General features: G+C 57.9%; 21 protein-coding genes. 17 read left to right on the top strand and 4 right to left on the bottom strand.

All coding sequences use genetic code 11. From position 1 onward, the window contains the following. Positions 1–94: 94 nt before the first annotated feature. Both GOV88_RS11835 and GOV88_RS11840 read left to right on the top strand, forming a co-directional pair. Positions 95–1,483, top strand: coding sequence for a LysM peptidoglycan-binding domain-containing protein (locus GOV88_RS11835; protein ID WP_254449228.1), 1,389 nt, complete (start codon positions 95–97; stop codon positions 1,481–1,483). A gap of 78 nt (positions 1,484–1,561) precedes the next feature. Next, entirely contained in the window at positions 1,562–3,367 is a 1,806-nt protein-coding gene (locus GOV88_RS11840) for an ABC transporter ATP-binding protein/permease (RefSeq protein WP_171240565.1), read from the top strand. Positions 3,368–3,424: 57 nt separating this feature from the next. On the opposite strand, the gene GOV88_RS11845 is transcribed toward GOV88_RS11840, so the two are convergent. Further along, positions 3,425–7,213: an efflux RND transporter permease subunit gene (locus GOV88_RS11845; protein ID WP_171240566.1), complete on the bottom strand. Its 3,789-nt coding sequence runs from the start codon at positions 7,211–7,213 to the stop codon at positions 3,425–3,427. Beyond that, a complete protein-coding gene (locus GOV88_RS11850; RefSeq protein WP_171240567.1) occupies positions 7,210–8,442 on the bottom strand; it encodes an efflux RND transporter periplasmic adaptor subunit in 1,233 nt (410 codons plus the stop codon). Before GOV88_RS11850 ends, GOV88_RS11845 begins: the two co-directional genes overlap by 4 nt. A 225-nt stretch (positions 8,443–8,667) precedes the next feature. On the opposite strand from GOV88_RS11850, the gene GOV88_RS11855 reads away from it, so the two are divergent. The 5 genes from GOV88_RS11855 to GOV88_RS11875 all read left to right on the top strand — a co-directional run bounded on the left by GOV88_RS11855 (position 8,668) and on the right by GOV88_RS11875 (position 14,038). Then, the gene (locus GOV88_RS11855; protein ID WP_171240568.1) at positions 8,668–9,339 is read left to right on the top strand and encodes a hypothetical protein; all 672 of its coding nucleotides are present in this window, start codon (positions 8,668–8,670) and stop codon (positions 9,337–9,339) included. A 41-nt stretch (positions 9,340–9,380) separates the two neighbouring features. After that, positions 9,381–10,703, top strand: a complete 1,323-nt coding sequence (locus GOV88_RS11860) for a PQQ-like beta-propeller repeat protein (RefSeq protein WP_171240569.1) — start codon at positions 9,381–9,383, stop codon at positions 10,701–10,703. Positions 10,704–10,751: 48 nt separating this feature from the next. Beyond that, positions 10,752–12,215 carry a ribosome biogenesis GTPase Der gene (gene der / locus GOV88_RS11865; protein WP_171122129.1) on the top strand — a complete coding sequence of 488 codons (1,464 nt, stop codon included), beginning with the start codon at positions 10,752–10,754 and terminating at the stop codon, positions 12,213–12,215. A gap of 165 nt (positions 12,216–12,380) precedes the next feature. Continuing rightward, the gene (locus tag GOV88_RS11870; protein WP_171122130.1) at positions 12,381–13,367 is read left to right on the top strand and encodes a fatty acid desaturase; all 987 of its coding nucleotides are present in this window, start codon (positions 12,381–12,383) and stop codon (positions 13,365–13,367) included. A 92-nt stretch (positions 13,368–13,459) separates the two neighbouring features. After that, positions 13,460–14,038: a helix-hairpin-helix domain-containing protein gene (locus GOV88_RS11875; protein ID WP_171240570.1), complete on the top strand. Its 579-nt coding sequence runs from the start codon at positions 13,460–13,462 to the stop codon at positions 14,036–14,038. Between the two features lie 54 nt (positions 14,039–14,092). Here GOV88_RS11875 and serS read toward each other — a convergent pair whose 3' ends face one another. After that, a complete protein-coding gene (serS, locus tag GOV88_RS11880; protein ID WP_171240571.1) occupies positions 14,093–15,385 on the bottom strand; it encodes a serine--tRNA ligase in 1,293 nt (430 codons plus the stop codon). A gap of 72 nt (positions 15,386–15,457) precedes the next feature. Then, a complete protein-coding gene (locus GOV88_RS11885) occupies positions 15,458–17,119 on the bottom strand; it encodes a mechanosensitive ion channel family protein (protein ID WP_171122133.1) in 1,662 nt (553 codons plus the stop codon). Between the two features lie 202 nt (positions 17,120–17,321). On the opposite strand from GOV88_RS11885, the gene yajC reads away from it, so the two are divergent. The 10 genes from yajC (at position 17,322) to GOV88_RS11935 (ending at position 24,341) form a co-directional block, all read left to right on the top strand. Continuing rightward, entirely contained in the window at positions 17,322–17,609 is a 288-nt protein-coding gene (yajC, locus tag GOV88_RS11890; protein ID WP_155151194.1) for a preprotein translocase subunit YajC, read from the top strand. A 33-nt stretch (positions 17,610–17,642) separates the two neighbouring features. Continuing rightward, positions 17,643–19,304 carry a protein translocase subunit SecD gene (gene secD, locus GOV88_RS11895; RefSeq protein ID WP_171122134.1) on the top strand — a complete coding sequence of 554 codons (1,662 nt, stop codon included), beginning with the start codon at positions 17,643–17,645 and terminating at the stop codon, positions 19,302–19,304. A gap of 2 nt (positions 19,305–19,306) precedes the next feature. Continuing rightward, a complete protein-coding gene (gene secF / locus GOV88_RS11900) occupies positions 19,307–20,275 on the top strand; it encodes a protein translocase subunit SecF (protein ID WP_171122135.1) in 969 nt (322 codons plus the stop codon). Continuing rightward, positions 20,268–21,014 carry a sulfite exporter TauE/SafE family protein gene (locus tag GOV88_RS11905; protein ID WP_171122136.1) on the top strand — a complete coding sequence of 249 codons (747 nt, stop codon included), beginning with the start codon at positions 20,268–20,270 and terminating at the stop codon, positions 21,012–21,014. Before secF ends, GOV88_RS11905 begins: the two co-directional genes overlap by 8 nt. A gap of 9 nt (positions 21,015–21,023) precedes the next feature. Next, positions 21,024–21,377: an Mth938-like domain-containing protein gene (locus tag GOV88_RS11910; protein ID WP_171122137.1), complete on the top strand. Its 354-nt coding sequence runs from the start codon at positions 21,024–21,026 to the stop codon at positions 21,375–21,377. A gap of 180 nt (positions 21,378–21,557) precedes the next feature. Beyond that, on the top strand, positions 21,558–22,166 hold the full coding sequence (gene ccmA / locus GOV88_RS11915) for a heme ABC exporter ATP-binding protein CcmA (RefSeq protein WP_171240572.1): 609 nt from the start codon (positions 21,558–21,560) through the stop codon (positions 22,164–22,166). Continuing rightward, the gene (gene ccmB / locus GOV88_RS11920) at positions 22,163–22,819 is read left to right on the top strand and encodes a heme exporter protein CcmB (RefSeq protein ID WP_171126510.1); all 657 of its coding nucleotides are present in this window, start codon (positions 22,163–22,165) and stop codon (positions 22,817–22,819) included. Before ccmA ends, ccmB begins: the two co-directional genes overlap by 4 nt. A 61-nt stretch (positions 22,820–22,880) precedes the next feature. Further along, positions 22,881–23,654 carry a heme ABC transporter permease gene (locus GOV88_RS11925; protein ID WP_171210753.1) on the top strand — a complete coding sequence of 258 codons (774 nt, stop codon included), beginning with the start codon at positions 22,881–22,883 and terminating at the stop codon, positions 23,652–23,654. Continuing rightward, positions 23,651–23,809, top strand: coding sequence for a heme exporter protein CcmD (gene ccmD / locus GOV88_RS11930; protein ID WP_171240573.1), 159 nt, complete (start codon positions 23,651–23,653; stop codon positions 23,807–23,809). The genes GOV88_RS11925 and ccmD overlap by 4 nt, the downstream gene beginning before the upstream one ends. Then, entirely contained in the window at positions 23,802–24,341 is a 540-nt protein-coding gene (locus GOV88_RS11935) for a DsbE family thiol:disulfide interchange protein (RefSeq protein WP_171126513.1), read from the top strand. The genes ccmD and GOV88_RS11935 overlap by 8 nt, the downstream gene beginning before the upstream one ends. Positions 24,342–24,368 lie beyond the last annotated feature (27 nt).

Consider the following 24,368-nt stretch of genomic DNA (forward strand, 5'->3'; position numbering starts at 1 on the left):
GTTTTGACCCCTGATAGCGAGATTGATAGATTGGCTCAACCGTCTGGCAGAATGCGTTGCTCTGAAACCATTTGCGCGACGGAGTGAAAGGAAAATGATGGACGCGAAGTCGGAAAACGAAAGCCCGGGCCCGAACACCTGGGTTGTGATTGTCGGTATTCTGGTTCTTGTCGGCGCAGGTGGTGCGTATTGGTCGGGTGTCTTTGACGCTGCCCCAGAGGAAGTCACGACAGAAACTGAAGTGGCGGCACAAGCACCGGACGAAGCTGCCGAAGAGGAAACCCCGACAGAAGCCGAGGTAACGTCGACCGAGTCGCAGCCGGCAGAGCCGTCAGTCGATCAGCCACAAACGACTGAACAGACCGCGAACCAAGCCGAACCCGAAGCAACGGATGGCGAAGTGCAGCCGCAGGTCGCGGCGGAAGCTACGCCACCAACCCTGGACCAGATTTTTGTAGAGCCGGACGGCAATGCGGTCTTGTCCGGAAACGCCGAACCGGGTGCCGTAATTCGCGTTCTGCTGGACGGTGAGGCTGTCCACAGTTTCACGGTGGACGGCAGCGGACAGTTCGCAGAGTTCGTCAGTATCCCGTTTTCCAACACCGCGCGTGGCCTGACGTTGGAAACAGATGCGGGCGAAGAACAACTGCGCTCCGATGACTACCTCATCGCGGCATTGCCGGAACCACAAGTCGAATCACCGGCGCTGGAAAACTCTGAGAGTGGGGAGGCACAGACCGACGTTGCGCAAGAGTCGAACACAGAAATCGACGAAGCCGCGCCGACCGACACAGCCGAAGCCTCCATCGAACCGCAGACAGAGCAGACCGCGCAAACCGCTGAGCCACAGACTGAACAAACCGCTGGGCCGCAGGCGGAGCAGACCGCGCAAACCGCTGAAGCTGCGCCTGAAGCTGTTCAGAACCAGCAGGTTACGGTTTTACGTTCAGGTGAAGATGGTGTGGAGCTGGTGCAGCCTCCGGCGTCTCAGGCAGGAGAGGCCGCACAGGTCGCGCTGGATACGATCGGGTATTCAGACGAAGGCGAGGTTGAACTGACAGGCCGCGTACCGGACGGGTCTGTTGTGCGACTGTATTTGAACAACCGCCTTGTCGCGGATTTGCCGCCTGCGGATGACGGAAAGTGGCGCAGCGAGCTTGAGGGGGTTGATCCCGGTGTCTACACCCTGCGGGTGGATGAAGTCGGCTCGGACGGGACCGTCGTCAGCCGCCTAGAGACTCCGTTCAAACGCGAACCGCTAGAAGTTTTGCGCGCAAGTGATGCGCCAGACAGTTCCGCAGAGCAATCGACACAGGCCACCATCCGGTCGGTGACCGTTCAAGAAGGCGACACCCTTTGGGCCATTTCACGCGAGCGGTACGGTGACGGCATACTGTTTGTGCGCCTGTTCGACGCTAACCGGGACTCGATCCGCGATCCGGATCTGATCTATCCTGGGCAAGTCTTCACCATTCCGGAATAAACCTGTACCTCTGGCCCTCTTGGGTCGGGGGTCTATCTCTGACCGCAGTATTGGTACGTGATGAGACGAGCAGCCCCTATGCATTCTGATGATATGTCCGAGATCGACGAGCAACGATCCGGTTTGCGCACGATCCGCAAAGTCGCGCCCTATCTTTGGCCCGAGGATGAACCCTGGGTAAAGCGGCGTGTTGTACTGGCAATGGGAATGCTGGTGCTGGCAAAGCTCATCGCGGTCTATACGCCGATTCTCTATAAAGGCGCGGTCGATGGTCTGGCGGGTGAGGGGGTGCCACCGCTGGCGTTGGGTGCCGTTGGTCTGACCGTAGCCTATGGCGTGGCCCGGATGATGACTGTGGGCTTTCAACAGCTTCGCGACGCGGCCTTTGCACCTGTTGGTCAGCGCGCGCTGCGCGCCTTGGCCCTTGAGACGTTCAGGCATATTCACCAGCTTTCTATGCGATATCACGTCACGCGCCGGACCGGGGGCCTTAGCCGTATTATCGAACGGGGTGTAAAGGGCGTTGAGTTCCTATTGCGGTTTCTGCTGTTTTCGATTGGTCCTCTGATTCTTGAGCTGTTGCTGGTGGCTATCATCCTGATGTGGCTGTTCGATGTCTGGTATCTTGTGGTCGTGGCCGTCACGATCGCCCTGTATATCTGGTTTACCTTTGCGGTCACCGAATGGCGCGTGAAGCTGCGCCGCGAGATGAACGATCAGGATACCGAGGCCAATCAACGCGCCATCGACAGCCTTCTGAACTTTGAAACGGTCAAGTATTTCAATGCGGAAACGCGCGAAGCGGAGCGTTATGATGTGTCGATGAAGGCGTATGCGGGCGCTGCGCTAAAGACGGCTTATTCGCTGGCGTTCCTGAATTTCGGTCAGTCTTTCTTGATCACCTGTGGCCTGATCGGTGTCATGGTTCTGGCGGCAATCGGCGTGCAAAATGGCACCCTGACCGTTGGTGATTTCGTGATGGTGAACGCCTATATGATCCAGATTACCGTACCTTTGAACTTTCTGGGTACGGTCTACCGGGAAATCCGTCAGGCCCTTGTTGATATGGGCCAGATGTTCGACCTACTGGAACAACCCGCCGAAGTCACGGACAAACCCGACGCGCCGGATTTGGTGGTTTCAGGTGGAGAGGTGACGTTAGAGGATGTCCGCTTTGGCTACGACGCGGATCGGGAAATCCTGAAAGGCGTATCTCTGACCGTTCCGGCTGGTCAAACGGTCGCGATTGTCGGAGCGACGGGTTCTGGCAAATCCACCATTGGCCGCTTGCTTTTCCGGTTCTACGACGTAACCGGCGGAACGCTCAGGATTGATGGGCAGGATGTGCGCGATGCGTCCCAAAACAGTTTGCACGCGGCCATAGGCGTCGTGCCGCAGGATACCGTGCTGTTTAATGACACCATCGGCTATAATATTGCTTATGGACGTGACAATGCCACGCAAGACGACGTGGAATCGGCGGCCAAGGCGGCACAGATCCATGACTTCATCATTACTTTACCCGAAGGCTATGACACCAAGGTTGGTGAGCGTGGTTTGAAGCTGTCAGGCGGTGAAAAGCAACGCGTCGGGATCGCGCGGACGTTGCTCAAGAACCCGCCGATCCTCTTGCTGGATGAGGCGACATCGGCGCTGGACACAGACACTGAAAAGGACATCAAGGACGCCTTGGCGCGCGCGGGTGAAGGGCGAACCGTCATTACGATTGCCCACCGGCTCAGCACTATTGCCGAGGCGGATCGTATCGTCGTTCTGGAACGTGGTGAGATCATCGAACAAGGCACACATGATGAGTTGCTAGAGCAAAACGGGCGCTATGCCCAATTGTGGAACCGGCAGCAAAACGACTTGGAAGCCGCGTAGTATTCTTGTGCGGGGCGTAAAGAAAAGGGGGCCGGTTCTTGACCGGCCCCTTCTGATTCATTCGGCTGCTTTGAGAGGAGAGCCCGGCGGTGCATCCGGTGTGCGATCCGTTTCGAGTTCCGCCGTCCATGGTTCGTCGGTCCAGATTACCTCGGTGGCTTGCGCCTGACGCGCCGCTTTTCCTATGGCCATATCCTGCGCGACCTGACTGGATCGACCCGCCGTTGCGCGTGCCAGAAGTTTGCCCAACCAGATCGTATAGGTCGAAACCCACACACGCAGCGCCAGGAAAGAAGGCGTCACGATCAGGGTAAGAACGGTCGCAATGCCAAGCCCGAACACCACCGCCGTTGCAAGCTGTTTCCACCACAAGGCGGTGGGGCTGTTGATGGAATAGCCGCCGTTGATGAAGTCGAGCGAAAGGCCGAACATCATCGGTGTCAGGCCTGCCATCGTGGTCAGGGTGGTCAGCAGAACCGGGCGAATGCGGGCTTCGGCGGTGCGCACAATGGCCTCAATCCGCGGCATATAGCGGCTGTATTCCTGATAGGTGTCAATCAGGACAATATTGTTGTTCACCACAATTCCCGCGAGGGCCACAATCCCCGTTCCGGTCATGATGATCGAAAACGGCTGTTGCATGACCAGCATCCCGATCAGGACCCCGGTGGTCGAAAGAACAACCGCCAACAGGACAAGAACGGAATTGTAGAACGAGTTGAACTGCGCCAACAGTATGACAAACATCAGACCCAAGGCACCGGCAAAAGCGTTCATGAGGAACGCTCCGGATTCTTCCTGATCTTCCTGATCGCCGGTCCATTCCCAGCTTACTGCGCTGCCAAGCGGATCGGTCTCAAGCCATTCTGTCAGGACGGCGATCCGTTCATTGGGATTGATTGGCGCGATGCGCGCGTCGCCCGAGGTGATCTGCGACCGTATCTGTTCGGCATCCAAAGCACCAGTTGTCTTTACGACCTCGTATTCGGATCCGTTGGGTCCGGTGACAGTCGTGCCTTCGGGAATTGCGTCGTCGGTCAACTCTCTGACGACGGCCACACGCTCTTGCGATCCATCAGAGGCTTCTATGGTCACCTTGCTCAGGCCGGGTTCTACGTCGGCTTTGACATCGTAGTACCGCTGCTGATTCACGCGGTCGATCTGGGCCAGTTTCGCAACGGGCTTGCGGGTGACAAAGTTCGACAAGGGTACAAGGCCATCCGGCGTTCGAACCTTGAGGGTATCGAGGGTCGAAAGAACGCGATCTTCGTCGGGCAGGCGGACGCGGATTTCAATTTCTTCATCCACGTTTTCCGGACGCATTTCACCCAGCAAAAGCCCACGGGTCACCAACTGAACCATGGCACCGACCGTGGCGACATCGGCACCAAAACGACCTGCCTTGGCCACATCGACGTCAATCTGCCAATCAATGCCGGGCAGGGGAAGCGTGTCTTCGATCTTGATCAGGCCGGGTGTGTTATCAAACACATCGCGTGCGGCCAGTGTTGCCGCGGTCAGCTCTTCCCAGCCATCGCCCTTGATGCGCAGATGCACCGGTTTGGCCGAGGCCGGACCTTGGGACAGCGGCAGAATCTCAACAATGATGCCCGGAATCTCGGCAAGTTCCGCGTTTAGCTGATCCAGCACGAAATCGCCGTCATAGTCTGGCGCAACAGTTTGCCGATCGACCAGCCCACCTAGGATGGGTTCGGACACGTTCGGCCGATCTTCCCATGGAATGATTTCAAACTGAACGCGACCAACTGTGTCAGCGGGCGCTTGTGCGCCGCCATTATTCTGGCTTAGGCCACCTTCGCCCGCGAAGGAAAAGACATTGATGACCGCAGGGTGCGCGCTGATGATTTCTTCGGCCGCCAGCACCATCTCGTCTTTTTCCGCCAGAGAGATGTTGCCGCGCGCCCTGACATATGCCGTTGCTTGCTCAGGCTCATTCTCGACGAAAAACTCTACGCCGCGGTTGTTGCTGCCATAGATGGACATGACCGTGACAACGGCAAATCCGACGGCGACGATAGACACGATCGGCATGATCGGATTGCCAACGAGGAACTTGATGACGTGGCCAAAAGGTGTGTGTTCGCGGACCGTGTGCACATGCTGATCCGGGGTACGCTCGATCTTGGCCGCGCTCAGGGTCACGGACCCTGCAAACGCGCCAAGGATAAACAGAAGCGCACCAAAGAGCATTCCACCCGGCGCTCCCGCAGGCAGCAGATAGGCCGGGTTCAGAACCTGCATGGCCCCGAGGAAAATCATGTAAAGCGACGGGGGGACCATCACGACGCGCAACCACCACGGGGTGCGGGCTTTCAACCATTCAGAAGAATGGTCGAAGAAACGGCTCAGCCGCCCGGATACACCGCCCATTACGGGAAGATAAATCAATGCCACGATCAGTGATGCAGACAGTACAAAGATCAGCGTGACGGGCAGCATTCCCATGAACTCACCCGGAACACCGGGCCAGAACAGCATGGGAAGAAAGGCGCAGAGCGTAGTCGCCGTGGATGACACGATAGGCCAGAACATCCGCTGCGCTGCCTCGACATAGGCGTGCATCGGGCCAACACCTTCCTTGATGCGCTTGTCGGCGTATTCCACAACAACGATCGCCCCGTCGACTAGCATACCCACCGCCAGGATCAGGCCGAACATCACGATGTTGGAAATACTGACGCCCATCACGGCGAGGAAGGCAAAGCACAGCAGGAACGATGTCGGAATGGCAAAGCCCACCAGCAGCGCCGCGCGCGTACCCAGCGACGCCAAAACCACGATCATCACCAGCGCAATGGCTGTCAGGACCGAACCCTCAAGCTGGCTGACCATCGAACCGACGATGCGGCTTTGGTCGTTCGACGTGCCCAGTTCGATGGCGGCCTGCATCTCGGGCGGCCACTTGGCCTGCGCTGCGGCAATGGTTGTTTTGACGGCCTCGACCGTGTCGATCAGGTTGTAACCTTTGCGCTTGACCACTTGCAGGGCAATTGTGGGCTCGCCGTTAAAACGTGCCGTGCCTTCGCGATCTTCGAATGTATAGTTGATCTGCGCAAGCTCGCCCATCGTGACGACCCGGTCGCCATTGACCTTGACCGGCAGGTCATAAACGTCTTGTGCTGTTTTGAAGGACGAAGGGATCTTGACCGAGAATGTTCCTTGCTCAGTCTCGACTTCGCCCGCTGCGATAAGCTGGTTGTTGTTTTGGACGACGTTGATCAGCTCGGCTGCGGTGACGTTGTACGCCTCGAGCCGGAGCGGGTCGATGATAACCTCAAGCAGTTCGTCACGATTGCCTGCAATCCCTGCCTCAAGCACCGAATCCAGCGATTCAAGCTCGTCCTGCAAATCTTTGGCGACGCGGGCCATTGTGCGTTCCGGCACAGCCCCGGTCAGGTTGACGATGACGATCGGGAATTCCGAAAAGTTGATCTCGAACAGTGAATACTGCTCAGCGCCTTCGGGGAATTCAGCCTGTGCGCTGTTCATCGCGTCGCGCACGTCGGCCATGATCGCGGTTTTGTCCCAGCCAAAATCGAATTCCAGCGCGACCCCTGCATAACCTTCCGAGGCCGTAGACGTCATTTCCTTTAGGCCGTCCAGATCGGCCAGCTCGGTCTCCATCGGCTTGACCAGCAGGTTCTCGGAATCTTCAGCCGAAATGCCGGGGAATTGAACCGAGACAAACAGGGCAGGGATTTCAATGTCGGGCTCACCCTCTTTGGGCAAATTGACATAGGCAAACCCGCCCACAACAAGCGAGATTGCGATAAAGGCCAGAACCATTCGCGCCCGGCCAGCAGCCCAACTGACGATTCCGGTCATTTTGCAGCGTCCCGATAGGTGGGCTTAACGCTTACGCCACTTGTCACGAATTCCTGCCCGACGACGATTATGTCCACGGTTTCAGGAAGGCCGCCGACCCATACGCCTTCCGACGTGTCACGCAATAGCTCGACAGGGAAGAAATCGGCAACGTCGCCTTGCCCGACGCTTCGAACGCCAACCTGACCTTCTTTATTGAGCGTAAGGGCAGATTGCGGCAGCAGATGCGCCTTGGCACCTTCGGCAGAAATGCGGATGTCTGCGGTTTGCCCGTCCCGAATGGCAAGTTCGGGATTCGGAACAGTGATCTCAACTTCGAAGGTCCGGGTTGTTTCGTCGGCGGACCGGCTCAGGAATGTCACGCGGCCCGCAACCTGCAGGCCTGTGACCAGTTGCGCCGAGGCCTCGGAGCCTACGATGACGCGGTTAACTTCGGCCTCGGGGACAAAACCTACCAGTTTGATCGGATCAAGCTGAATGACGGTTGCGCAAAGCGATCCGGGCTGCATCAGGCTGCCCAACTCAGCCGTGTCGCTTTCCAGCAGACCCTTGAACGGGGCCTCGATGGTCTGGCGGTCAATTTCGCGTTCTGCGGCGGCGACCTCGGCTGTTGCCGCTTCAATCCCTGCGCGCGTCGCCTCTAGACCAGCTTCGGCTGTCTTTACGCCTGCTTCGGCGCTTCGCATTGCGGCCTGGCTGGATATCCTGCGCGTTTCCGAGCCGAACCCGGTTTCCGAAAGTTTCTGCGCAGCTGTCAGGTTGATCTGAGCTTCGGCGACCAAGGCATGTGCTTCTTCAAGACGCGCTTCAGCTTCGGGGATGCGGCTCTCGGCCTCAAGCTTGCCTGCCATCGCCTCAGCAAGGCTGGCGGGGCGGGTGCCGGGATCCAGTTCACACAGCAGGTCGCCCGATTCTACGAACGTTCCTTTGCGCTTTGGTTCCGAAATGACCGTCGAGGTCGTTTCGGCCAGAACTTCGACCTGTCGGTTGGCTTTTGTTTGGCCGCGCAGCAACACGGCGCTGTCAATCTCGCGCGCTACCGAGCGAACGGCCACCACGCCGATAGCATTCCGATTCTCGGATGCGGAGCCTTCGGATTCATCCGCAGATGACGGGCTTGCCTCGGCTTCGGCCCGGCCAGCAATCGCAAATAGGGTATCGCGTTCAAACACAAGCAGGAATAGTGCAACGACCACCAGCAAAGCATTTACGATTGAAATCAAACGCATTCAGAATTTCTCCCCAAATTCTTCGCCCGGATTTCTACGGCGCCTAATCTTAAATGTGGGGCGCATTATGTATCTTTTCCACACTGAACTGAATAGTTCGGTTTGTTTTTTTCCGCAAGCGGTGTTCAACCCGCCTTAAATGCCCAAAATCGCACCCTTGGCTTGGCAAGGTCGCCGGGGTATGACATTGCGCCATACGTAATTGAATTAGCCCGGAGCGCAGGGATGAGCGACGTCGACAGTTTTATTGATGAGGTGACCGAAGAGGTGCGCCGTGACCGTCTGTTTCTGCTGCTGCGCCGGTGGGGATGGGTTGGTGTGCTGGCGGTTGTCTTGATTGTTGGCGGCGCCGCATTCAATGAAATCCGCAAAGCACGCGCGACGTCGCAGGCCGAAGAACTGGGCGATGCGATTCTTTCGGCGCTAGCTCAGAATGACTCGGCTGAACGGGCCGGTAGCCTGGAAAGCGTCGCGGCGGCTTCACCGGGTGGCGATGCGGTAGTAGATATGCTGTTGTCTGCGTCCCAATTCGAGGCCGGTTCGGTGGAAGAGGCTGTGAACAGCCTGAATGCGATTGCGGTTCAGGGCGATCTGCCGGAAATCTATCGCGCGATCGCAACCTTCAAGGCGTTGCTTCTGCAAAGCGACACCCTGCCCCCGGCAGACCGGCGTCAGCAGTTTGAGGCTTTGGCTGCGCCCGGCGCTCCGCTTAGGTTGCTGGCCGAAGAACAACTGGCCCTAATCGACGTATCCGAAGGCAATGTCGACGCCGCTATCGAAAGATTGCAGGCGCTACGGCAGGACGCCGAGATTGGCGTTGACCTTCAGCAGCGCGCAGCCCAGTTGATCGTGGCACTTGGGGGTGAACCCGAACCGTTGGTAGCCCGGCAGGGATGATCCGCAGCGTAACGAATAATGGCAGGCGAGTTCGGAAAACCATGGTAACAAATCTTCTTTCCCGAGTTGGATTGTCGGTTGCGGCTGTATCCCTGACCGTTCTCGCGGCTTGTGAGGAACCCGAAGTCATCCTGCCCGGTCCTCGCGAAGACATCCGTCCTGCGGCGGATACGGAAACCGTCGAGAAGCGCGGGTCTAATCCAATCAGCCTGCCGACTCAGAAGGCGAATGCAAGTTGGCCGCAAAGCCCGGGAACGGCAGCGTTTCGCACGACGAACGCTCAACTTCGGGCCACGCCACAGCGGGTCTGGTCCGCATCGATCGGCAAAGGCGACTCGCGCAAGCAGCGAATCACGGCGGAACCGGTCGTTGCCGGTGGATTGATCTACACGCTCGATTCCGGGGCGACGGTTTCCGCCGTTTCGCCCCAGGGTCAGCGGGTCTGGAGCACGGATCTTATTCCTGCTTCGGACGGTGACTCGGACGCGACTGGCGGCGGCATCGCTTATGCCGATGGTGTATTATATGTCTCGTCGGGATTTGGGCGGCTGACCGCGCTGGATGCCAGATCAGGGGCAATCCGGTGGCAAAAACGTCTGAATGCGACTGGCAGCGGCGCTCCGCTGGTGAATGGTGGCCTGTTGTATCTTGTGGCCGGTGATGAAACCGGTTGGGCCATTGATACCAAAGACGGCCGCATCGCGTGGCAGATTCAAGGCACGCCAAGCGTCGGCAATGTGCTGGGCGCGCCTGCGCCTGTGATCGCGTCCGAATTCGCGGTCTTCGCGTTCGGGTCTGGTGATGTTTCCGCAACCTTCCGCAAGGGCGGTATCCGTCGGTGGAACGCCTCGGTCGCCGGAGGACGGCGGGGTCGGGCCGCAGCTCAGATCATTGACGTGACCGGTGGTCCGATGGTGTCTGGTGATACGATCTTTATTGGGAACCACTCGGGCCGGACCGTGGCCTTTGATGCAAGCTCGGGCGAGCGGAAATGGACGGCGGATGAGGGTGCGGTCGATACCGTTTGGCCCGCCGGGAACAGCCTTTTCCAAATCAGTGACCGCAGTCAGCTTATTCGTCTGGATGCTGCGACGGGTGAAGTTGTCTGGGCGCAGGACTTGCCCGGCTTTGTGAAGGACAAGCCTAATCGCCGGGGCCCCATTGTGGCGCATTACGGGCCGATCATGGCTGGGGGACGTCTGGTGATTGCATCCAATGATGGATACCTTCGGTTCTTCAGCCCGGTTGACGGCACCCTTGTGCACCGCGTCGAAGTACCCGGCGGTGCGACCACGGCACCGGTTGTTGCCGGGCAGACGCTTTATGTCGTGTCCACCAAAGGTGATCTACACGCTTTCCGTTGACCGAAAGATGCGCTAAAGGGCGCGTCTGAGTCTTGAAAGTTGAGTATCATGTCGCTGACCCTCGCCATTGTGGGGCGCCCCAATGTGGGCAAATCCACCCTGTTCAACCGCCTTGTGGGTAAACGTCTTGCTTTGGTCGACGACCAACCCGGCGTGACGCGTGACCTGCGCGAAGGCGAAGGGCGCTTGGGCGATCTGCGGTTCACCGTGATCGACACCGCTGGGCTTGAGGATGCGACTGACGATAGCCTGCAGGGCCGGATGCGTCGCCTTACAGAACGCGCCGTGGATATGGCCGACGTGTGCCTGTTCATGATCGACGCGCGGGTGGGGCTGACGCCGACGGATGAGATGTTCGCCGAAATCCTGCGCAAGCGCTCCAAACACGTTATCCTTGCGGCCAACAAGGCAGAAGGCAGTGCGGCGGATGCAGGTGTGCTTGAGGCCTATAACCTTGGCCTTGGCGAACCGGTGCGTTTGTCCGGCGAGCATGGCGAGGGGATGACAGACCTTTATGCGCAATTGATGCCTCTGGCCGACGCTGCGGCTGAAAAGGCGCAGGATGATGCGCCGGAAACCGATATCGAATTGGATGAGGATGGCGAGGGCGAAACGCCGCTCATCACCGCTGACAAGCCGTTGCAGGTCGCCGTTGTGGGCCGTCCGAATGCCGGGAAATCCACGCTGATCAACAAGATCATGGGTGAAGATCGCCTGCTGACCGGCCCCGAGGCCGGGATCACCCGCGACGCGATCAGCCTTCGGATCGACTGGGCCGACCCAGATGGCAACAGCACCCCGATGCGCATTTTCGACACCGCCGGGATGCGCAAAAAGGCCAAGGTGCAGGAAAAGCTGGAAAAACTGTCGGTCTCGGACGGTCTGCGTGCCGTGAAGTTTGCCGAGGTCGTGGTGGTCCTGCTGGATGCGGCTATTCCGTTTGAACAGCAAGACCTGCGAATTGCGGATCTGGCAGAGCGCGAAGGGCGCGCTGTGGTCGTCGCCGTGAACAAATGGGACATCGAAGAGGACAAGCAAGAAAAGCTGCGCGACCTCAAAGAATCCTTTGAACGCCTTCTTCCGCAACTGCGCGGCGCGCCGTTGATTACCGTGTCAGCCAAGACGGGCAGGGGTTTGGAACGTCTGCGTGCCGCCATCCTGCGCGCCCATGACGTGTGGAATCGTCGTGTGCCGACCGCTGCGCTAAACCGCTGGCTGACTGTAATGCTGGAACAACATCCACCTCCAGCACCGCAAGGCCGTCGCATCAAGCTGCGTTATATGACTCAGGCCAAAACCCGCCCACCTGGATTTGTCGTCATGTGCTCGCACCCTGACAAGATGCCCGAAAGCTATAACCGGTATCTGGTCAACGGACTGCGCGAGGATTTTGATATGCCGGGCACTCCGATCCGCCTGACGTTGCGTGGGCAGGGCGACAAGAACCCCTATAAGGGACGCCGCAAGAAAAACGCGGGCGCGCTGGCAAAGCATCTCAAGGGCCGCGCGTAACTGCGCCAATTTTCAGCATTTTTGGCTCAGGGGCGTGACAGCCCGAGTTCCCCGCGCTAGCATTCAGGTGCGTGCATTTGTTTTCGCACGCGCTGCTTGTTTGCGGAGTTTCCGCACATAGTTTCGAACCCATATTGAAGCGGGCCATCGTGGGGAGCGGACGTTATGGATTTGAGGGAATACACTAGGCAATATGCGGTGCAAGATAATCGTCTGGCCGCGCTAAGTTACTTCGGGACTTTTGCGGTGTATTTTGCATCGCTGGCTTTGGCGATCATCTATGTGGATCGCTGGTACATCATGGTCCCCGCCGGAATCGTCTTCGCGTTCTCGGCTGTGCGTCTTTACGTTCTGCAACATGACTGTGGGCACCATTCCCTGTTTGAAACGCGTCAACAGAATGAATGGGCCGGGCATGGGCTGTCTCCGTTCACATTTGCTCCGTTTGAAGTGATGAAGCAAAACCATAACCTTCATCATTCGGGCATCGGCAACCTCGAACATCGCGAGACCGGCGAGATTCATACGATGACTGTGCGCGAGTGGAATGAGGCGGATTGGAAGGCGCGGTTGTTCTATCGCCTTTACCGCAACCCGTTTATCCTTGTCCCGGTGGGCGCGCTGTTTACCTATTTCATCCGGTACCGCTGGCCCAAGAATACAGTCCGGTTTGGTGTCACGGGTGTCCTGTTGCACAACCTGTCAATTGTTGTGTTCCTTGGGCTGCTTTATTTGATCGCAGGGATGACCGGTATTCTGGTCTGGCTTGTATTTTCCCTTTTGGGCGGGATGTTGGGTGTGTTCCTTGTCTACCTGCAACACAATTTCGAGGACACTTATTGGGACCGCCGCCCGGATTTGGACCCCAAGCTGGCAGCGTTGCAAGGATCGTCGGCGCTGGATTTCGGCTGGTGGTTTGACAATGCCGTGGCCTGCATCACGTTACACGATATTCACCACTTCAACGCACGTATTCCGTCGTATCGACTGCGTGCATGTCATTATAACCTGCCACCGGAATACACCCCGCGGCGTATCAAATTCCCCGAGGCGGTCGCGGCCCTGAACCTGAAATTGTGGGATGAGGACGCAAAGCGCCTTGTTCCGTTTCCCAAAAAGGATCGGTCTGCCGGGCTTGCCCACAGTAATTGACGCCCGATCGGGATCTACGTGTTACCCTGTCTTGTGGATGCGTATATCCAGCGTATATACGTATGAGCAGGGAGAAACTGAAAGGACAAAGAATGACCGCAGTGACCGACGTAAATGGTGTAGGTGAGGCGCTTGGCCAATTGCTGACCGCCAATGGCTTCAAAACTGCCGAAGCCATCGCCAAGGCAACCCCCGACGCTCTGGTCAAAGTCCCTCGAATAGGTGCGGCACGTGCGCCTGTGCTGATCGCCGCCGCGAAACAGGCGATCGCAGCCAAACCCGCTGCGAAGCCGGCGACGCGCCGTGCGCCTTCGCGAAAACCTGCGGCCCGAAAGCCAGCCGCGCGTAAAACCGTGGCCGCCGCCGCAGCAGAAAAGCGAGCCGAGGAAGCGGCCCGTAAAGCAGCCGAAGAAAAAGCAGCGGCTGCGATGGCAGAGGCTAAAGCCAAGAAGAAGGCAAAGGCCAAAGCCAAGGCTGAGAAAGCTGCCAAGAAGCGCGCCGAAATGGAGGCTGTGTTCTCGAAAGCCAAGGACAAGGTAAAGGCCAAGGCGAAAAAGGATAAAAAGTCCAAAAAGGACGGTAAGAAGAAAGACGATAAGAAAAAGGGCGACAAGAAGAAAGACGCCAAAAAGAGCGATAAGAAGAAGGACAAGAAAAAAGCGAAGAAGTAAGCCTTCCTTGCCTTTGATCGAATAGAAACCGGCGGCTGTGGCGCGTCGGTTTTCTTATGCCAGAGTGCCGTCCAGTTGCAGCGTCAGCTTACCGCCCAAATATGGGGCCAACACCTCGGGCAGGGTGACAGTGCCATCGGAGTTCTGGCCGTTTTCCAGCACCGCGATCAGGCAGCGCCCCACCGCCAGGCCCGAGCCGTTCAGCGTGTGGACATATTCCGGTTTGCCGCCACCTTCGGGCCGGAAGCGCGCATTCATGCGGCGGGCCTGAAAATCGCCGCAGGTCGAAACCGAGCTGATCTCGCGATACGTGCCCTGACCGGGCAGCCATGCTTCGATGTCATAGGTACGGCGTGCGCCGAAGCCCATATCGCCGGTACACAGGATCACAGTGCGATACGGGACGCCCAGTTTCTCAAGAATCCCTTCAGCGCACCGCAACATACGCTTTTGTTCATCGTCGGAATTGTCCGGGTGCGTGACCGAGACCATCTCAACTTTCTCGAATTGGTGCTGGCGCAACATCCCGCGGGTGTCCTTGCCCGCGCTGCCTGCCTCGGACCGGAAGCACAGCGAATGCGCGGTATAGCGGCGGGGCAGGTAGCTTTCCTCGATCATCGTGTCGTTCACGATGTTGGTCAGCGAGACTTCGGAGGTCGGGATCAGCCACCAACCTTCACGGGTCTGATAGCTGTCTTCGCCGAATTTCGGCAACTGGCCAGTGCCCTGCATCATCTCGGACAGAACCAGAACGGGACCGTTGACCTCGGTCAACTCGTTTTCGTTGATATGCGTGTCCAGCATGAACTGCGCCAACGCGCGGTGGATGCGTGCAACGCCGCCCGACAGCAATACAAAGCGCGAGCCGGACAGTTTGGCAGCGGTCTCGAAATCCATGCCGGTTTGGACGGCCTCAACCTCAAAATGCTCTTTCGGGGCAAAGTCCAGTTCGCGCGGGGTGCCCCAGCGGTTCACCTCGACATTGTCGTTTTCATCTGCGCCTTCGGGCACATCCTCGGCGGGTAGGTTGGCGATGCGGATCAATTGATCTGTCAACAGCGCGTCCAGATCCTTAGCTTCGGTCTGCATCCGGGCGACTTCGGCCTTCTTTTCGGCGACCAGAGCCCTCAAACGCTCGAATTCGGCCTCATCACCGCGACCCTTGGCAGCGCCGACTTCTTTGCTGGCCTTGTTCTGTTCGGCCTGCGCGGTCTCAGCCGCCAAAATCTTGGCGCGGCGGCTTTCGTCCAACCGCAACAGGTCTGACGACACCGGCGCGTCCCCACGGCGCGCAAGTGCGGCGTCGAAGGCGGCTGGGTTTTCGCGAATGGCGCGGATGTCGTGCATGGTTCAGGTCCTTGAATGCGTGAATCACTGAAACCGCTTATGCACCATCTGAAAGGCGGGGTGTAGCACCGGTTACGACTTATCGGTGTCCTCGTGGGTTTCATGCGCCAGATGCCCGTTCCAGTCCTCGGTCGGGATTTTCGGTTCGGGCGGGTCAGCCATGTAAGAGGGCGTCATGATCTGCACGTTGTTCTCATTGAACACAGCGACGATGTTGCGATGCAGGTCCGAGCGGATCTTTGGGATAATACTGCCGCGCGTCGAATATCCGTTGATCTGATAGTTGATCGCGTAATCGGCCAAAGCCGTCCATAAAACAAAAGGTTCCGGCTTGGCCTTGATCCCCTTGGTGCGGCTTGCTGCTTCGATCAGCATGGCCTCAACTTTTTCAGGCGGTTCCTCGTATCCGATTCCCACGGTGGTGTGCAAAAGCAACCCGCTGCCGTCGGTTTTCTTGGAGAAGTTCACCACATCCGAATTCATAAGCTGCGCGTTGGGGATCGAGATCAGCTCGTTCTTTATCGACTTCAGATGTGTTTCCATCAGCTTGATCTGGACGACATCGCCGATGTGATCGCCGATTTGAATCCGATCCCCGATTGAGGTTGACCGGCGATAGATCACGAACAGCCCGGCTAGCATGTTTGATACGACCGAGTTCGCACCCAGCGAAAGCATCGCGCCGACCAGAATAGTCAACCCTTGGAAGGCGGCAGAATCTGAACCGGGGATGTAAGGCACGGCAAATACAAGCGCGATCAGGATGACGACGACGCGGGCGATGTTGAAGGTCGGGTTGACCCAGTGACGCTCGAAATCGCCCATGTCGAATGTGCCGGCCTCGACGGCATCGAAGAAAACGCGCATTCCCTTGATGATGTACATCGCCACCCACGAGATCAGCGCAAGCATGATCAGGTTGGGGATATAGCTGATGATCCCCTTGAAGATCAGAAGAACCGGCTCGGTCAGGTACGTCAACAATAATTGGGCGAAATACCGAGTCTCGGCAAAGGCCAGCAGGACGAAAGACAGGTAGTAGTAGAACCCAAGGAAGAAAATCACGAGCAGGACGAAGTTCAGCCCGTACCGTACTAAGGCTGCGATTGCTTCGGCCTGAACGCTTTTAGCTGTGGCGGTCTCGACATCTCTAAGATGACGCTTCACGAATTTTACGGTTCGGCGTCTGATCCGTCGATGTATCCAAAGGATCAGGGCGACGAATGCTGCAAAACCGGCAGTCCATGCGATGGCTTCGATTGCGCCGGACACTCGCGCCTGGTCGGTCCGATTGGCCCTGTATGCCACGATTGCATCTTCGATCGCTTCACCATGGAGGAAGCTGAGAACGTCCAGCTCCATTTGTTCCAGTTCGGAATCGGCGACGGTGACCACTGAAACCGCAAAACCGTCAACAAGGATGCGGGTGCCAAGATCCGTTTCCTCGTAGGCAATCGTCACGGTCGGGCTGTCGGAGGATTCGGCCGCTTTGACGATGTTGTCCTGAACGGTTTCGGCTCGCTCTTGCGCGGGAAGGGCGCTTGAACCCCTTAGAAAAAACAGCGTATCGCCATCCACGATCACGGGGGCTTTGAACGTATCAGATTGTTCTTCGGCAATTTCGGTTTGCGTGTCCGTTTCCTGCGCAAATGCCAAGGGTGCCAGCAACGCGAAGAATAAGACTGCAATCAGCAGTTGGCGAAACAGGCCAAGGGTATGGATTAATTGCGTCATTCGCCCTCCCACGGCTCAACTATATCTATCCAATCCGGTGTTCCTAGAACGCAGTCGCAACTTCGGCCTGCCACTGTGATTAATATGAGCCAATCATTGAAAAAACCTGCGCCACCATTCCTTGCAAACAGGCGGTTCAAAGAATAGGTTCTCGCCAAATTTGCGGAGCGCTTCCGCAAGACCAAACCAAAAGGAATATCCCATGGAAGGTGGCGCAATCGCCCAGTTTCTCCCGCTGATCCTGATCTTCGCGATCATGTATTTCCTGCTGATCCGTCCGCAGCAGAAGAAGATGAAGGAACATCAGGCCATGGTCGAAGCCGTGCGCCGGGGCGATCAGGTGGTCACCCAGGGTGGCCTGATCGGCAAGGTGTCAAAGGTCAAGGAAGGCGACAACGAGATCGAGGTTGAGATCGCAGAAGGCGTCAAGGTCCGTGTGGTCAAATCGACCATTGCGCAGGTTCTGAACAAGACCGAGCCAGCGAAGTAACTTCGCACGACATCTTGTTGAAAAGGCAGGGTAATGCTGCAAATTGATACCTGGAAGCGGGTTCTGATCTGGGCGGTCTGTGTGATCGGTCTGCTGATGGCCCTGCCGAATGCGTTTTACACGCGCGTCGAGCAATCCAACGATGCCAAGGCCGCAATTGAGCTTGGCATCGACACCCCCGAGATGCAGGCCGAGGCGGGGCAATGGCCGAATTGGTTGCCGTCATCTCTGGTCAATCTTGGCCTTGATCTTCGTGGGGGCGCGCATCTGCTGGCCGAAGTGCAGGTTGGCGATGTCTACGAATCCCGCATGGATGCGATGTGGCCGGAAATCCGCGACGCATTGCGTGATGAACGGGGCACAGTTGGCACTATTCGCCGGCAGGATTCGGCTCCGGACGAGATTCGGGTGCGCATCAGCCAGCCCGAAGGCATGTCCCGCGCGCTGGAAGTCGTGCGCGGACTGGCCCGTCAGGTGCAGACGCTGACCGGCGTAGGCGCAACGGATATCGAAGCGCGGGCCGAGGGTGACACGATCATCGTGCGATTGTCCGAGGCTGAACAGCTTGCCTCGGACGACCGCACAGTGCGTCAGTCGCTTGAGATCATTCGCCGCCGGATCGACGAAGTCGGCACCCGAGAGCCGACGATTCAGCGTCAAGGCACAGACCGGATTTTGATTCAGGTTCCGGGCATCGGCAGCGCGGGTGAGTTGAAAGAGATTATCGGCACAACCGCGCAACTGACGTTTAACCCGGTTGTCAGCCGTGGCACCAACCCCGATGCGGTTGCTGGTGTGGGTGAGAAAGTTGTCCCGTCCATCGACGAAGATGGCGTGTATTACACGCTTGACGCTGCGCCCGTGGTGACGGGCGAAGAATTGGTGGATGCGCAACCTGCGTTCGACCAGAACGGTCGCCCTGCGGTGAACTTCCGGTTCAACACGTCCGGAGCCCGCAAATTCGGCGACTATACGCTGGAAAATATCGGTGCGCCCTTTGCGATTGTACTGGACGATGAGGTCATCTCGGCCCCTGTCATCCAAAGCCATATTCCGGGCGGATCGGGGATCATCACTGGTAACTTCACCGTTGAAGAAAGCACCAATTTGGCTGTTCTGTTGCGTGCGGGTGCTTTGCCAGCCGGGTTGGAGTTCCTGGAAGAACGCACCATCGGCCCGGAACTGGGCCAAGACAGCATCGACGCCGGTAAGGTCGCAACCATCGTGGCATTCGTCGCCGTGCTGGTCTTTATGGCGCTCAGCTATGGTCTGTTTGGTGTTTTTGCCAATATCGCGCTGATCCTGAACGTGGGACTACTGTTTGGCCTTCTGTCTATGATCGGGGCCACGCTGACCCTGCCGGGGATCGCGGGTATCGTACTGACGGTCGGTATGGCGGTGGACGCCAACGTGCTGATCTTTGAACGTATCCGCGAGGAACTGAAATCCGCCAAAGGCCCCGCCCGCGCCATCGAACTGGGCTATGAAAAGGCACTGTCAGCCATTCTGGACGCAAACGTGACCACCTTCATCACTGCCGTGATCCTGTTTGCCATGGGCAGCGGGCCGGTGCGCGGCTTTGCCATCACTCTGGGTCTGGGTATCCTCACCTCGGTCTTCACCGCGATCTTCGTGACGCGCCTGATGATCGTGATGTGGTTTGAACGCCGCCGCCCGAAAACGATCGAGGTTTGATCATGAGACTGAAACTTGTCCCGCAAAACACCTCGTTCGATTTCTTCAGTCGCTGGAAGATCTGGCTTGGCATCTCGGGGCTGATGATGGTGATCGCCTTCACGTCTTTCCTGTTGCAAGGGCTGAACTTCGGTATCGACTTCCGAGGAGGCACTACGATCCGCACCCAATCAGCGCAGGAAATCGACGTAGGCGCTTATCGCGATGCCATTGCGCCGCTGGAATTGGGTGATGTAACTATCACAGAGATTTTCGATCCGACCTTCGGTGAAGACGAAAACGTCGCAATGATCCGTATTCAGGCGCAAGTCGATGCCGAGGCTGTTTCGGCCGCAACCGTCACGGCCGTAGAAGCAGCGCTAAAAGGGGCGGCCCCGGACATTGTTTTCGTATCCGTCGAATCCGTCGGCCCCAAAGTTTCGGGTGAGTTGATTCAGACTGCTGTGATCGCCGTTGTCCTCGCGATCGGGGCCGTGCTGGTCTATATCTGGCTGCGCTTTGAATGGCAGTTTGCTTTGGGTGCAGTCGCCGCACTTGTGCACGATGTGATCCTGACAATCGGTATCTTCTCGGAACTACAAATCCGCTTCGATCTGGCCATCATCGCGGCGCTTTTGACCATCGTAGGCTATTCGCTGAACGACACCGTGGTTGTCTTCGACCGCGTCCGTGAAAATCTGCGCAAATACAAAAAGAAAGAGCTGAAAGAGGTTCTGAATATCTCGATCAACGAAACCCTCAGCCGGACGGTCATGACCTCGGTCACAACCCTGCTTGCGCTGATATCGCTGTACGTACTGGGCGGGGACGTCATCCGAGGCTTTGTCTTTGCGATGATCTGGGGTGTGATCGTGGGGACGTATTCCTCGGTCTTCGTGGCGTCGACCATCCTGCTGTGGCTGGGGGTCAAACGCGACTGGTCCAAGCCGTCGAACACGGCGGGCAACCAGTTTGCCAACGTCGATGCCTGATGTTTTTGGCCAGTCCCCGACGGGGCTGGCCGTCATTATTTTCGCGGCCTTTCTGGGCGGTATAGTTCGCGGCTTTTCCGGCTTTGGAACCGCGCTGATCTTTTTACCGATCGCAACACCCTACCTTGGCCCGTTTGGGGCGCTGATCGGCCTGACCATTATGGATATCTTCGGACCCCTGCCGAATTTGCGCCGCGCTTGGGGGGCTGTCGATCGAGGCGACTTGCTTCGGCTTGTCGGAGGCTGCGCGATACTGCTGCCTGTGGGATTGTGGCTGCTGACCCAAGTTGAGCCGGACGTTTTTCGCTATACGGTCAGTATTCTGGCGATTGCAATGCTGGTGATCTTGATTTCGGGGCTGCGCTATCACGGTCACGTCGGTCGAAAGATGGTTATGAGCATCGGTGCCGCGGCAGGTTTTCTGGGCGGTGTGGCGGGGCTGCCAGGGCCAGCCGTCATTCTTTTCTACATGTCTCGCCCTCTGCCGATTGAAGTTATCCGCGCCACTATTTTGCTTTTTCTGTTTGCCTTCGATTTCCTGATCTTGGGTTATTTGTCCGGCATGGGATTGGTCACGCTGTCCGCGGCTGCATTGGGATTTCTGCTGGCGATCCCGAACTTTTTGGGCAATTGGCTCGGTGGTTGGCTGTTTCGCCCTTCGCGTGAAAAAGCCTATCGCATTGCTGCCTATCTTGCGATCGCGCTTGCGGCCTTGTCCGGCCTGCCTCTTTGGGGCTAGAACGCATCCATGCGCCTGAATGAGATCACGTATAACAACGCAGTACCCATTGACGGCTATGGCCCGGGGTTCTTCCGGATTGGCGGTGAGATCCACGAAGGCACGGTTCTGACCAGCCCTCAGGGGACAACGGTTTGGAATGGCTATTCGGACGAAGCCGCATTGTTGGCGTTGGCCGATCACATAGATGTACTGTTCATCGGTACCGGGGCCGAACTTGCCCATATTCCGGCCGATCTCCGGACCAAACTTGAAAGCGCGGGCATCGGGGTCGAGATCATGAGCTCTCCCGCTGCCTGCCGCACGTATAATGTACTGCTGTCCGAGGGGCGCCGCGTCGCGCTGGCCCTAATCCCTGTCTAAGGGATCCGTCTTCATCTAGCCAAAAATATCCCGGGGAGCCGGCATAGGCGCGCCTTTGGTTCAAGCGCCATTGGCGGCGGGGCAGGCCCCTCGCTTCCTCCAGTGTCACCACAAACCCTATTCAAGTTCTGCTGCAAATCCTTCCTTTTGTCCTTTCGTGCAATCCGTTAAGCGAAGGACATGACACTGACTGTAACTGAACTGGCCATCGCCCGAGGGGGCGTTCCCGTGCTCGAAGGGCTCAACTTTGCGCTTCAGCCCGGCAAGGCGCTGATCCTGCGCGGCCCGAACGGGATCGGGAAGACAACCCTTCTTCGGACACTTGCGGGGCTGCAACCTCCTATCGCAGGTCAAATCGAGGGGGCCGAGGATCAGATCGCCTATGCGTCGCATTCTGACGGGATAAAGCCAACTCTGACAGTGGTCGAGAATTTGGCGTTTTGGGCATCGGTTTTTGGCACAAGGGGTATACAGCCTGCATTGGACGCATTTGCTCTGAATGAGCTATCGGACCGGCATGCGGGCAACCTGTCGGCCGGACAAAAGCGGCGGCTAGGGTTGGCGCGGATGCTGGTCACGGGGCGGCCGATCTGGATGCTGGACGAACCCACCGTATCGCTGGACAAAAATGCGGTGAGAATGTTCGCTGATGCCGTACGTGCGCATCTGAGGCAGGGGGGCTCGGCCCTGATCGCCACCCATATCGACCTCGGTCTGGACGGGGAGGTTTTGGATGTCGGCCCCAACAAGGCCAAACCCATTGACGATTTCGACGGAGGTTTCCTGTGATCGCTCTGCTGCTGCGTGACCTGAAACTGGCCTTCCGCGCGGGCGGAGGGTTTGGCCTGGGACTGGCCTTCTTCCTGATTGTCACTGTGCTGGTGCCTTTCTCAGTCGGGCCGCAATCCTCGCTGTTGTCGACCATCGCGCCGGGTATCCTGTGGCTAGGCGCGCTGCTTGCCTGCCTGCTATCGCTGGACCGCCTACTGGCGCTGGATTGGGAGGACGGCTCGCTTGACCTGCTGGCCACTGCGCCGCTGCCACTGGAATCGGTAGTGACGATCAAGGCTCTGGCCCATTGGCTGACCACTGGCCTGCCGCTGGTTCTGGCCGCACCCTTTTTGGGCGTTCTGCTGAACCTGCCGGTGCCGGGGTATTTCTGGCTGGTCATCTCGCTGCTGATCGGCACCCCGGCCATGAGCGTTATCGGAACCTTCGGCGCTGCCCTGACCGTGGGCCTGAAACGTGGCGGCTTGCTGCTTTCGCTGCTGGTCCTGCCGCTTTATGTCCCCACGCTGATCTTTGGCGCCGAAGTCGCCCGGCGTGGTGCCACGGGGATGGAGACACAGACCCCACTGCTCATGCTGGCCGGGATCACCGCCGCGACAATTGCGCTGTTGCCCTTTGCCAGCGCCGCCGTTTTGCGTATCAACCTTCGGTGACCCATTTAAAGATTGACCAAGGTCAATTGAGAACGAAACCGACTCGGACTAGATAAGGCCCATGTCTATCGCAGCTAAAGCCAACGCCCTCTGGGAATACGCCAATCCGCGCAAGTTCCTTGCCACCAGCGAACGGGTAATGCCGTTTTTCTGGATCACCTCTGTCGCGAGCATCGTGGTGGGGCTGGTGTGGGGGTTTTTTTTTACGCCGGATGACTACAAACAGGGCTCGACCGTCAAGATCATCTACCTGCACGTTCCTGCGGCGCTGATGGCGATCAACTGCTGGCTGATGATGCTGGTAACCTCGTTGGTCTGGCTGGTACGCCGTCACCATGTCAGCGCGCTGGCGGCCCGCGCGGCTGCTCCCATCGGCATCGTGATGACACTGATCGCATTGGCGACGGGCGCAATCTGGGGCCAACCCATGTGGGGTACCTGGTGGGCGTGGGATCCGCGCCTGACCTCGTTCCTGATCCTGTTCCTGTTCTACCTGGGCTACGTGGCCCTCTGGGAAGCGATCGAAGACCCTGATACAGCCGCCGACCTGACATCGGTCCTGTGTCTGGTGGGCTCGGTCTTTGCGATCCTCAGCCGCTATGCGGTGAATTTCTGGAACCAGGGCCTGCATCAGGGGGCTTCGGTAATGCGCGCTGCTGCGATTACCGGAACGGATACAGAAGAAAAGGTCAGCAACATCTATTTCTACCCGCTGCTTCTGTGCATCATCGGGTTTGTCCTGCTGTTCATTGCGCTGGTGCTGTACCGCACGGGTACGGAAATTCGCGCGCGCCGGATCAAGGCACTGCTGGCACGGGAAAGGGTAAACGGATGATCCCTGATCTTGGAAAATACGCCGATACGGTTATCTGGTCTTATGTCGTATCCATCGGCCTGTTGGTGGTGCTGGTCGCATTTAGCGTAATGCGAGGGCGCAAGGTTAGGGCCGAACTTGAGAAGGTCGAGGACAGGATGACCCGAAATGGCTAAAATCTCGCCGTTGATGATCGCTCCGCCAGTGATCTTTGGAATTTTCGCGATCACAGCCTTGGTGCAATTGCAAAGCGGGTCTGATGAAACACTCCCATCGGCTTTGGAGGGGCATCCGGCGCCGCCCGTCGTTTTGACCGAATTTCCCGGCAAAGCCAGCTTTGATGACGCCACGCTGCGCGATGGCGAGGTCAAGTTGGTGAACTACTGGGCCAGTTGGTGCGCGCCTTGCCGGGTCGAGCATCCTAATCTGCAAGCTCTGTCGGATGAGGGTATCCCGGTTTATGGAATCAACTACAAAGATCAGTTGAACAATGCCGAAAGCTTCCTGTCCGAACTGGGCGATCCCTATGCCGGGATTGGACGGGATGAACAGGGGCGGTTGGGCCTTGACTGGGGCGTTTACGGCGTGCCTGAAACCTATGTCATAGACGGGCAGGGCACGATCATCTTGCGGTTTCCCGGACCAATAACGCAGCGCGTGATCGAAAGCACGATCCGACCGGCCCTAGAAAAAGCGGCAGCCAACTAAACCTCGCCCCTTCTTCTGTTGAAAAAT

Source organism: Ruegeria sp. HKCCA5491 (genome assembly GCF_013034565.1).
In the GTDB taxonomy this organism is placed as follows: Bacteria; Pseudomonadota; Alphaproteobacteria; order Rhodobacterales; family Rhodobacteraceae; genus Ruegeria.

Bases quoted from the DNA above. Each gene is read 5' to 3' on its own strand.
- GOV88_RS11835 (WP_254449228.1), top strand. From the start codon at position 95: ATGATGGACGCGAAGTCGGAAAACGAAAGCCCGGGCCCGAACACCTGG.
- GOV88_RS11840 (WP_171240565.1), top strand. From the start codon at position 1,562: ATGCATTCTGATGATATGTCCGAGATCGACGAGCAACGATCCGGTTTG.
- GOV88_RS11845 (WP_171240566.1), bottom strand. From the start codon at position 7,213: ATGACCGGAATCGTCAGTTGGGCTGCTGGCCGGGCGCGAATGGTTCTG.
- GOV88_RS11850 (WP_171240567.1), bottom strand. From the start codon at position 8,442: ATGCGTTTGATTTCAATCGTAAATGCTTTGCTGGTGGTCGTTGCACTA.
- GOV88_RS11855 (WP_171240568.1), top strand. From the start codon at position 8,668: ATGAGCGACGTCGACAGTTTTATTGATGAGGTGACCGAAGAGGTGCGC.
- GOV88_RS11860 (WP_171240569.1), top strand. From the start codon at position 9,381: ATGGTAACAAATCTTCTTTCCCGAGTTGGATTGTCGGTTGCGGCTGTA.
- der (WP_171122129.1), top strand. From the start codon at position 10,752: ATGTCGCTGACCCTCGCCATTGTGGGGCGCCCCAATGTGGGCAAATCC.
- GOV88_RS11870 (WP_171122130.1), top strand. From the start codon at position 12,381: ATGGATTTGAGGGAATACACTAGGCAATATGCGGTGCAAGATAATCGT.
- GOV88_RS11875 (WP_171240570.1), top strand. From the start codon at position 13,460: ATGACCGCAGTGACCGACGTAAATGGTGTAGGTGAGGCGCTTGGCCAA.
- serS (WP_171240571.1), bottom strand. From the start codon at position 15,385: ATGCACGACATCCGCGCCATTCGCGAAAACCCAGCCGCCTTCGACGCC.
- GOV88_RS11885 (WP_171122133.1), bottom strand. From the start codon at position 17,119: ATGACGCAATTAATCCATACCCTTGGCCTGTTTCGCCAACTGCTGATT.
- yajC (WP_155151194.1), top strand. From the start codon at position 17,322: ATGGAAGGTGGCGCAATCGCCCAGTTTCTCCCGCTGATCCTGATCTTC.
- secD (WP_171122134.1), top strand. From the start codon at position 17,643: ATGCTGCAAATTGATACCTGGAAGCGGGTTCTGATCTGGGCGGTCTGT.
- secF (WP_171122135.1), top strand. From the start codon at position 19,307: ATGAGACTGAAACTTGTCCCGCAAAACACCTCGTTCGATTTCTTCAGT.
- GOV88_RS11905 (WP_171122136.1), top strand. From the start codon at position 20,268: ATGCCTGATGTTTTTGGCCAGTCCCCGACGGGGCTGGCCGTCATTATT.
- GOV88_RS11910 (WP_171122137.1), top strand. From the start codon at position 21,024: ATGCGCCTGAATGAGATCACGTATAACAACGCAGTACCCATTGACGGC.
- ccmA (WP_171240572.1), top strand. From the start codon at position 21,558: ATGACACTGACTGTAACTGAACTGGCCATCGCCCGAGGGGGCGTTCCC.
- GOV88_RS11925 (WP_171210753.1), top strand. From the start codon at position 22,881: ATGTCTATCGCAGCTAAAGCCAACGCCCTCTGGGAATACGCCAATCCG.
- ccmD (WP_171240573.1), top strand. From the start codon at position 23,651: ATGATCCCTGATCTTGGAAAATACGCCGATACGGTTATCTGGTCTTAT.
- GOV88_RS11935 (WP_171126513.1), top strand. From the start codon at position 23,802: ATGGCTAAAATCTCGCCGTTGATGATCGCTCCGCCAGTGATCTTTGGA.